1 protein-coding gene is annotated in these 701 nt (G+C 27.8%); it reads left to right on the plus strand.

The annotated features are described in order from the left end of the window. Nucleotides 1-423: 423 nt before the first annotated feature. Nucleotides 424-609: a YkvS family protein gene (locus V7183_RS20920; RefSeq protein WP_098198118.1), complete on the plus strand. Its 186-nt coding sequence runs from the start codon at nt 424-426 to the stop codon at nt 607-609. Nucleotides 610-701: the final 92 nt, after the last annotated feature.

Below are 701 nucleotides of genomic sequence, written 5' to 3' on the forward strand. Positions count from 1 at the left end.
TAAAGTTTCACTTTATCATTCACAATTCGTCTTATATGCTTTAGACCTATAATATTATACGCTTAATCTTTACACCTTCACAATAGGATGCTTATATAATCCTTATTACCTGATACATGTGGCACATATTATATCTTTTGTTCAATGAATAACACCACTTCTAATCTAGAAAAATTTTCTGACTGTAAAAAGGAAATTTCACATAAAAAAAGGTGTATTTTCGCTTTCTAAAAAAGGAGGTATGATTAAAGTCTATTTTTCTTGCAAATGAAGAAAATAGACTTTTCCATTCTTCTTTTGTGTCTCGCTGTAATCCTATAGTTTCATTTCAATTTGATAAATAAAATTAATTATTCACTAATGCAACAATACATGGTTTAATATATATAATATGAAAATATTTCTATTTTTTGAGGTGGTACTATGAAAGCAAATGTAGGAGATACTATACTATTTCAACGTGGAAGTGTAAAAATAACAGGTTCAGTAGTAAAACTATATAATGAATCTGTACTAGTAGAAATTATAGGTGTAAGTGGTGGTACTGTTGAATTTAATAGAACAGTAGTGAATCATAAAAATTATAAGATACTTAATGCCAATTCTTAATTTTAAAGAGTCCTTAAAGTGGATACAACAAATGGTATGTATTTTATAAAGTGAAACTTTAATCAGTGGGGGCTTTCATCCCCCCACTGATT

Source organism: Bacillus sp. JJ1127 (assembly GCF_036965845.1).
In the GTDB taxonomy this organism is placed as follows: domain Bacteria; phylum Bacillota; class Bacilli; order Bacillales; family Bacillaceae_G; genus Bacillus_A.

What these genes read in the sequence shown, in the direction of transcription:
- V7183_RS20920 (WP_098198118.1), top strand. Translation starts at nt 424, where the DNA reads ATGAAAGCAAATGTAGGAGATACTATACTATTTCAACGTGGAAGTGTA.